Raw genomic sequence first — 6,000 nt, forward strand, 5'->3', positions numbered from 1 at the left:
TGCGCCGCGCCTGATTCGAGCAGGCCGGGCAGGCACAGGTGAGCTATGCCTTAAAGCACATCGCTCGCATGGTCCGCGAGGCGGGAGCGCTCGCCGCGAGCCAGCGTCACGTGCCCGCTGTGCGACCATCCCTTGAAGCGGTCCACCACGTAGGTCAGGCCGCTCGATCCTTCCGTGAGATACGGCGTGTCGATCTGCGCGATATTGCCGAGGCAGATGATCTTGGTGCCCGGGCCGGCGCGCGTGACCAGGGTCTTCATCTGCTTGGGCGTCAGGTTTTGCGCTTCATCGATGATCAGGAACTTGTTGACGAAGGTCCGGCCGCGCATGAAATTGAGCGACTTGATCTTGATGCGCGAGCGGATCAGGTCCTGGGTGGCGGCACGGCCCCATTCGCCTGCGTCGTTGTCGGACTTGTTCAGCACTTCCAGGTTGTCGTCGAACGCGCCCATCCACGGCGACATTTTCTCTTCCTCGGTGCCCGGCAGGAAGCCGATGTCTTCGCCCACCGGCACGGTCACGCGGGTAACGATGATTTCGTTGTAGAGCTTGGTTTCCAGGACCTGAGCCAAGCCTGCCGCCAGCGCGAGCAGGGTCTTGCCGGTGCCGGCCTGGCCGAGCAGGGTGACGAAATCGCACTCGGGATTCATCAGCAGGTTCAGCGCAAAGTTCTGTTCGCGGTTGCGGGCGGTGACACCCCAGACGCCGTTCTTGCCATGGGTGTAGTCGCGCAGCGTCTGCAGGACCGCGGTCTTGCCGTTGATCTGCTTGACCTGACCGTAGAACGACGCTTCGCCGTTGTTCGGTTCCAGGAAGACGAACTGGTTGACCAGCAGGGAAGGCACGACCGGGCCGGTGACGCGATAGAAGGTATAGCCTGTGCCGTGCTTGTTTTCCTGCCAGGATTCCATGCCCTTGGCATGCTTGTTCCAGAAATCGTCCGGCAACTGAACGATGCCCGAGTAGAGAAGATCGGTGTCTTCGAGGACGTGATCGTTCAGGTACTCTTCCGCCGGCAAGCCCATCGCACGCGCCTTGATGCGCATGTTGATGTCTTTCGACACCAGCACCACCGGACGGCCGGGATACTGCGCTTCGAGCGCCCGCACCACGCCCAGGATCTGATTGTCCGCCTTGCCTTGCGGCAGACCTTCCGGCAGTTCGATATTCTGCAGCGTGGTCTGGAAAAACAGCCGGCCCTTCGCATCCTTGTTGCCGAGCTTGGCCAGCGGAATGCCGGTTTCTATCTCGTGCTCGGCCACGCCTGCCACCAGCGCATCGAGCGAGCGCGATACCTGGCGAGCGTTGCGGGCGACTTCGGACATGCCTTTCTTGTGGTTGTCGAGTTCCTCCAGCGTCATCATCGGCAGGTAGACGTCGTGTTCCTCGAAACGGAACAGGGACGTCGGATCGTGCATCAGCACGTTGGTATCCAGGACAAACAGCTTGGTTACGCCTTGCCTGTCCGCCGTACGGCCGGCTCCCGATTTGACCAGCGTTTCCACAGCCTTGGGCTTGGCGGCGCGCGTCTTCGCTGCCGGCGCCTTCTCGGTGGTTCGGGCGCGTGCCTGCGGCGGGGTGTCTTCGATGGGTGGGGGTGTGGATTCAACCAGCGTCATTACAGGTTTTACCGATTTGCCTTTCTCTGCCTTCGGGTATTCCTGCGGGGAGAGTAGTGTTCCTGGTTTGGTCGGTAATTTTGGCAGTGGCATCAGGACCTCAGTCTAGAAAATGTTGAATTGACGGCTCGTCGGAGGTTAAACAGCTGCTGCAAGGTGGGTTTGCGGGTTGAGAAGGGAGGCGGGTGGAAACTGCAGAGCAAAAAGGCCGTTTGAGGGGGAGGCTCGATGCCTCTTCCACAAACGGCCTTCTGAGAAATAAAGCTTTTAGATTCAATGTATTTTGTATTCTCTACGCAAGTGCCTTCACAAACTCGAGGACTTCGTCCACGTGCCCGGGCACCTTTACTCCACGCCATTCTTTCACCAACTTCCCGTTGCCGTCAATGATAAATGTCGTACGCTCAACTCCGCGTACCTGTTTACCGTACATGTTTTTCATCTTCATGACATCGAACAAATTACACACCGTCTCGTCCGGATCCGAAATGAGCTCGAAGGGCAGGTCGAGCTTGGCCTTGAAACCTTCGTGCGACCGGATACTGTCCCTGCTGATACCGAAGATCTCGGTATTGGCAGCCTGGAACTGCGGATAAAGGTCCCGGAAATGCAGGCCTTCGGTCGTGCAGCCCGGCGTATTGTCCTTCGGATAGAAGTAGATCACGACGGTTTTGCCCTGGTAATCGGACAAGTTGAAGGTCTTGTCGCCGGTCATGGGCGCTGAAAAATCGGGTACGTTCAGGTTCAATGCAGAGGGGCTTTCGGCCACGTTGGTCTCCTGGTCCGGGTAGGTGGTCGCTGATGGCGACGATTGAATATCGGTTGCTGTCGGTAGCAGCAACCCAACCATGGATGTTAGCGAATTTTTATTGGTTTTGAAAAGGTTTGCGCTGCCTGCAATGCCGGGCCGGGAAGCGCACTCAGGCCTTGCCGCAAATTTCAATCGGCCGTTTCACCGATGTCGCTTTCGTCTCGGCGGCATTCCGGTACGATGGATATGGAGATGAATTTCGGCAATTCAAGCGTTTTCAAAAATGAGCGCAAGCGCCGCTTTCCTGCCTTCTCCCATCAGGATGTTGTAGGTGCGGCAGGCGGCGGCATTGTCCATGCATTCAACGCCGATCCGTTTTGCCGTCAGGGCGGCCACGATCTTTGGATGAATGAAACGCTGCCGCTTGCCAGTGCCGAGGATCACTACGTCGGGATGTATGGCATCGAGCTGGCTGAAATGGTCAGGCGTCAATTCATCGAAGGAGGTCACAGGCCATTTTGCCGGCGGCACTTCGGGCAGGACAATCAGGCTGTAATCGAAACTTACCGCATTGATTTCCACGGCGTCGTCTTCATAGCGCGTGACAGTTTGATAATGCTGGGTGGGCGTGGTGTGAAGTTTCATGGCGCAATAGACAAGCGAAATGACTTAAATTTCCGGCAACTGGGTGAAAAAACTTCGGGCATTGTAGCCTTTCACCGTTTTCCGGGCAGCGTACGCATTGATAAAACGGGTTGCTTTGGGCAAAATGAATGTTTTTGGCGGTGCAGCATTGCATCCCAAGTCTTGCATCAACTACAAGGGATGGCTCGAGTGCGACCGATTCAAAAGTCCAGGAAGCTGGCAGACGTCTGTTACGACATCCGTGGTCCTGTCTTGGAGAAAGCCAAGCAGATGGAAGAAGAGGGCCACAAGATCATCAAGCTCAATATCGGCAATCTTGCCGTGTTCGGCTTCGATGCGCCGGATGAAATCGTCCATGACATGATCATCAACATGGGCAATGCCGCAGGCTATACCGATTCCAAGGGCATGTTCGCGCCGCGCAAGGCGATCATGCATTACACGCAGGAAAAGAAGATTTCCGGCGTGACGATCGAGGATATCTACATCGGCAACGGCGCATCCGAACTGATCGTCATGGGCATGAACGCCCTGCTCAACAGCGGCGACGAGGTGCTGGTTCCGGCGCCCGACTATCCGCTGTGGACGGCGGCGGTCAGCCTGTCCGGCGGCAAGCCTGTGCATTACGTCTGCGACGAGCAGTCCGGCTGGCTTCCCGATATCGAAGACATCAAGAAGAAGATCACGCCCAATACCAGGGCGATCGTCGTCATCAACCCCAACAATCCGACCGGCGCGCTGTATCCGGTGGAAGTGCTGCAGCAGATTGTCGACGTCGCCCGCCAGCACCAGCTGATCGTGTTCGCCGACGAAATCTACGACAAGACCCTGTACGACGGCGAAACCCATACCTCGATCGCGTCGCTGGCCGACGACGTGCTGTTCATTACCCTGAACGGCCTGTCCAAGAATTACCGTTCCTGCGGCTATCGCGCCGGCTGGATGGTGGTTTCCGGCGACAAGAAGCCGGCCAAGGACTATATCGAAGGCCTGAACATGCTGGCATCGATGCGCCTGTGTGCCAATGCACCCGGCCAGTATGCGATCCAGACCGCGCTCGGCGGCTACCAGAGCATCAACGACCTCGTCGGCCCGGGCGGGCGCCTGCTGAAGCAGCGCGACCTCGCGCACAAGCTGCTGACCGAAATTCCCGGCGTCACCTGCGTCAAGCCGAAGTCGGCGCTGTACATGTTCCCCAAGCTCGATCCGAAGATTTACCCGATCGACGACGACCAGAAATTCGCCTACGAACTGCTGGCGGAAGAGAAGGTGCTGATCGTCCAGGGAACCGGCTTCAACTGGATCAGCCCCGATCACTTCCGCGTCGTGTTCCTGCCGAACTCCGACGACCTGACGGAAGCCGTCGGCCGCATCGCCCGTTTCCTTGAAGGCTACCGCCGCCGTCACGGAACGGCTTGAGGCATTGTTCGCCGGCCGGCTTTCCGCAGCCAGGCCGGCAAGCACGTGGCAAGCGCGTAATTCGCCGCCAACCCAGGTAAGCAGGATGCCGTCCCCAGGCAGCATTTTGTCCCGCAATTCATCCAATATCAAACGCTATGAAACCCATCAAAGTTGGTCTGTTAGGCATCGGTACCGTCGGTTCCGGCACATTCAATGTCCTCAAGCGCAATCAGGAAGAGATTACGCGCCGCGCCGGCCGCAGCATTCAGATTACGATGGTGGCGGACCTCAATACCGAACGGGCCAGGGAGCTGACCAACGGCGAGTGTGAAGTCGTCAATGACGCCAACCTCGTAGTCAATCACCCCGACATCGATATCGTGATCGAATTGATCGGTGGCTACGGCATCGCTCGCGACCTGGTCATGAAGGCCATCGCCAACGGCAAGCACGTGGTTACCGCCAACAAGGCGCTGCTGGCCACGCACGGCAATGAAATCTTCAAGGCGGCGCAGGAAAAGGGCGTGATGGTCGCGTTCGAAGCGGCGGTCGCCGGCGGCATTCCCATCATCAAGGCGCTGCGCGAAGGCCTGACCGCCAACCGCATCCAGTGGCTGGCCGGCATCATCAACGGCACCACCAACTTCATCCTGTCCGAAATGCGCGACAAGGGCCTGGATTTCGACGTCGTGCTCAAGGAAGCGCAGCGCCTCGGTTATGCGGAGGCCGATCCGACCTTCGACATCGAAGGCGTCGACGCCGCCCACAAGGCCACGATCATGTCCGCGATCGCTTTCGGCATCCCGGTGCAGTTCGACAAGGCGCACGTGGAAGGCATCACCAAGCTGCAGGCGACCGATATCCGCTATGCCGAGCAACTCGGCTACCGCATCAAGCTGCTCGGCATCGCCAAGCGCACGCCCCAGGGCATCGAGCTGCGCGTGCACCCGACCCTGATTCCCGCCAAGCGCCTGATCGCCAACGTGGAAGGCGCGATGAATGCGGTGCTGGTGCACGGCGATGCGGTCGGCGCGACGCTGTACTACGGCAAGGGCGCCGGCTCCGAGCCGACCGCATCGGCGGTGATCGCCGACCTGGTCGACATCACGCGCCTGGCGACCGCCGATCCGGAACACCGCGTGCCGCACCTGGCATTCCAGCCGGATTCGATGAACGACACGCCGATCCTGCCGATGTCGGAAGTCACGACCAGCTACTACCTGCGCATGCAGGTCGCCGACCAGCCCGGCGTGCTGGCCGACATCACGCGCATCCTCGCCGACTCCACCATCTCTATCGATGCGATGCTGCAGAAGGAACCGGAAGAGGGTGAACCGCGCGCCGACATCATCATCTTGACGCACCAGACGCAGGAAAAGAATGTCGTAGCCGCGATTGCGAAGATCGAAGCCTTGTCCACCGTGGTGGGCCAGGTCACGAAGATCCGCCTCGAACAGCTGAGCTGATCTACGCTCCCTCCGAGGATAAAAAAAGCGCCCGCTTGCCGGTAATGCCGTTCAGTTAAGGTTTTTCTTGAGGACACGAACGGTGTAACGATGTGGCAAGGCCTTCACGGCCCGGTCG

At 58.9% G+C, this 6,000-nt stretch carries 5 protein-coding genes; 2 read left to right on the plus strand and 3 right to left on the minus strand.

Annotation, left to right across the window (positions count from 1 at the left end):
* Positions 1 to 50: 50 nt before the first annotated feature.
* The 3 genes from RY831_RS24970 to RY831_RS24980 all read right to left on the minus strand — a co-directional run bounded on the left by RY831_RS24970 (position 51) and on the right by RY831_RS24980 (position 3,015).
* A complete protein-coding gene (locus RY831_RS24970; RefSeq protein ID WP_326509085.1) occupies positions 51 to 1,712 on the minus strand; it encodes a PhoH family protein in 1,662 nt (553 codons plus the stop codon).
* Between the two features lie 199 nt (positions 1,713 to 1,911).
* Positions 1,912 to 2,388: a peroxiredoxin gene (locus RY831_RS24975; protein ID WP_326509092.1), complete on the minus strand. Its 477-nt coding sequence runs from the start codon at positions 2,386 to 2,388 to the stop codon at positions 1,912 to 1,914.
* Positions 2,389 to 2,637: 249 nt separating this feature from the next.
* Positions 2,638 to 3,015, minus strand: a complete 378-nt coding sequence (locus tag RY831_RS24980; protein WP_326509086.1) for an Mth938-like domain-containing protein — start codon at positions 3,013 to 3,015, stop codon at positions 2,638 to 2,640.
* A gap of 189 nt (positions 3,016 to 3,204) precedes the next feature.
* Here RY831_RS24980 and RY831_RS24985 point away from each other — a divergent pair, with 189 nt between their 5' ends.
* Together RY831_RS24985 and RY831_RS24990 are read left to right on the plus strand one after the other, a co-directional pair.
* Positions 3,205 to 4,434, plus strand: a complete 1,230-nt coding sequence (locus RY831_RS24985) for a pyridoxal phosphate-dependent aminotransferase (RefSeq protein WP_326509087.1) — start codon at positions 3,205 to 3,207, stop codon at positions 4,432 to 4,434.
* 137 nt (positions 4,435 to 4,571) lie between these two features.
* A complete protein-coding gene (locus RY831_RS24990; protein ID WP_326509088.1) occupies positions 4,572 to 5,882 on the plus strand; it encodes a homoserine dehydrogenase in 1,311 nt (436 codons plus the stop codon).
* Positions 5,883 to 6,000 lie beyond the last annotated feature (118 nt).

It is taken from the genome of Noviherbaspirillum album, assembly GCF_035916955.1.
Classification (GTDB): domain Bacteria; phylum Pseudomonadota; class Gammaproteobacteria; order Burkholderiales; family Burkholderiaceae_D; genus Noviherbaspirillum; species Noviherbaspirillum album.

Coding starts and splice junctions, on each gene's coding strand:
- RY831_RS24970 (WP_326509085.1), bottom strand. CDS start 1,712: ATGCCACTGCCAAAATTACCGACCAAACCAGGAACACTACTCTCCCCG.
- RY831_RS24980 (WP_326509086.1), bottom strand. CDS start 3,015: ATGAAACTTCACACCACGCCCACCCAGCATTATCAAACTGTCACGCGC.
- RY831_RS24990 (WP_326509088.1), top strand. CDS start 4,572: ATGAAACCCATCAAAGTTGGTCTGTTAGGCATCGGTACCGTCGGTTCC.